Origin of the sequence: Streptomyces sp. W16 (assembly GCF_033194735.1) — a bacterium.
Taxonomy (GTDB): domain Bacteria; phylum Actinomycetota; class Actinomycetes; order Streptomycetales; family Streptomycetaceae; genus Streptomyces.
Window position 1 is genome coordinate 1 of the sequence record NZ_JAWOAI010000933.1, and the last position, 2162, is coordinate 2162.

The 2162-nt window shown below is 71.5% G+C and carries 2 protein-coding genes and 1 pseudogene; all 3 read left to right on the plus strand.

Features of this window, described 5'->3' with window-relative positions:
* Positions 1-352, plus strand: a pseudogene (locus R6V09_RS51595) (hypothetical protein); the annotation flags it as partial.
* Between the two features lie 155 nt (positions 353-507).
* A complete protein-coding gene (locus tag R6V09_RS51600; protein ID WP_317888320.1) occupies positions 508-1530 on the plus strand; it encodes an iron-siderophore ABC transporter substrate-binding protein in 1023 nt (340 codons plus the stop codon).
* A gap of 32 nt (positions 1531-1562) precedes the next feature.
* Positions 1563-2162: FecCD family ABC transporter permease (locus tag R6V09_RS51605; RefSeq protein WP_317888319.1), on the plus strand; the 600-nt coding region annotated here is incomplete at its 3' end.

Genomic DNA, 2162 nt, shown 5'->3' on the forward strand with positions numbered 1-2162 from the left:
GCCGTCGGCCGTCGTCGGGGGCTGGCTGCTCGACGGCGTCGCCGTGTGCCCGGAGGACACGGCGGAGGACCTCGACGAGATCGCCGTACGGCCGGGTCTCGGGCTCGTGTCCTTCTCCGTGGACGCGCACGCGGCGCAGTGGGGGCCGCTGCCTCGGCTGATCGCCGCCGTCACCCGCCACCGGCTCCCGCACGGCGTCGCCGTCGACGAGAACACGCTGGTCGAGGTGGCGGCGGACGGCCGCGCGCACGTCTCCGGACTGGGGCGCGCGCACTCGGTGCGGCCCGCCGGGGACGAAGGTGGTGTCCTCGTACGGTCCTATGGAGCCGGCGAGTCGTTTCTCGCGCGCTGAGCCCACGGAACCCACCGCGCCCACAGAACCCACTGAGCGCGTCGAACCCCCCGCCCGATCCACTCCGACGGCAAGTTAAGGTAAGCCTTACCTGGCCAGTTTTGATCGGAGAGACAGTGACAGTGCGCGCGTTCAAGAGGAAGGCTGTCACGGCGGTGGCCGCCGTGACCGTCGTCGGGGGGTTGCTGGCCGGGTGCTCGTCCTCCTCCGCCGACAACGATGCCGAGAAGACGGGCGAGGGCTCGCAGAACAAGGTGATCGGCGCCTCGGAGGGGCCGTCCGCCGCACCGAGCACCCTCGCGACCGGCATGGGCGCGGACACCGACACCGACGGGACCTTCCCCCGTACCGTCACGCACTTCGAGGGCAAGACGACGATCAAGGCGAGGCCCACAAAGATCGCCGTGCTGAGCACCGGCCAGCTCGACGACCTGCTCTCCCTCGGCACCGTCCCGACGGCCACCACCCGCGCCGACAACGCCGGGCTCGTCCCCGACTACCTCGCGGACGCCTTCCCGACGGACAAGTCGAAGCTCGCCGCGATGACGGACGCGGGCACCCGCCAGGCGCCCAACCTGGAGACGCTGGCCGCCGCGAAGCCCGATCTGATCCTCGCCAACGACTCGCTCGGCGACCTCTACCCCAAGCTGTCGAAGATCGCGCCGACCGTCATCACGGCGGGCAACGGCATCAACTGGAAGCGCGATCTGCTGCTCGTCGGCGACGCGATCGGCAAGGGGCAGCAGGCGCAGCAGCTGCTCGACGGGATCGTGGAGGACGCGCACGAGAAGGGGGAGGCGCTGTCGAAGACCTCCGTGTCGATGCTGCGGTTCACGCCGGGCCGGACCCGGATGTTCGGTGTCTCGTCTTTCACCGGTTCCCTCGCCGTCGACATGGGGCTCGACCGGCCCAAGTCGCAGCAGTTCACGGCGATTTCGCAGGACATCGGCGCGGAGAGCATCGACTCGGCCGACGGTGACTGGATCTTCTACTCGGTGCAGGGCGACGCGGGCAGGACCGACGCGGCGAGCGTGCTGGCCGGGCCGCTGTGGAAGTCGATGAAGGCGGTCAAGGCCGGGCACGCGGTGAAGGTCGACGACGACCCGTGGTACCTCAACGCGGGTCCGACGGCCGCCCGCCTCGTCGTCCTCCAACTCGCCGAGGACATCAGCAAGTAGAGACAAGCAGAGAGACGGGCAGCGGAAGAGAAGTGAGCCTCAAACGCCTCGCCTGGCCGGCGGCCACCCTCGCGGTGGCCGCCGCCGTGCTGCTCAGCCTCGCCGTCGGCACCCGCCCGGTCCCCCCGTCCGCGGTGCTCAACGCCCTGCTGTACGGCGGGAGTTCACCGGACGCCCTGGTCGTACGGTCGCTGCGGCTGCCCCGCACCGAGATCGGGCTGACGGCGGGCGCGGCGCTCGGTGTGGCGGGCGCGGCACTCCAGGCCGTCACCCGCAACCCGCTCGCCGATCCGGGCATCCTCGGCCTGAGCCAGGGCGCGGCGGCCGGTGTCGTCCTCGCCATCGCGACCGGCCTCGCGAGCGGTTTCGAGGGCTACGTCTGGTACGCCTTCGCCGGTGCCGTCCTCGCCGCCTGTCTGGTCTACGGCATCGCCGCGCGCGGCCGGGGCGGGGCGTCCCCGGTGAAACTCGCCCTGGCCGGTACGGCGTTGGCCGCGATGACCGCCGGTGGTACGACCGTCGTCCTGACCTCCAGCTCGGCCACCCTGGACCAGTTCCGGTTCTGGCAGGTCGGCTCGCTGAGCGGGCGGGACGCCGACACCGTCGTACGGATGCTGCCGTTCCTGGCGGCG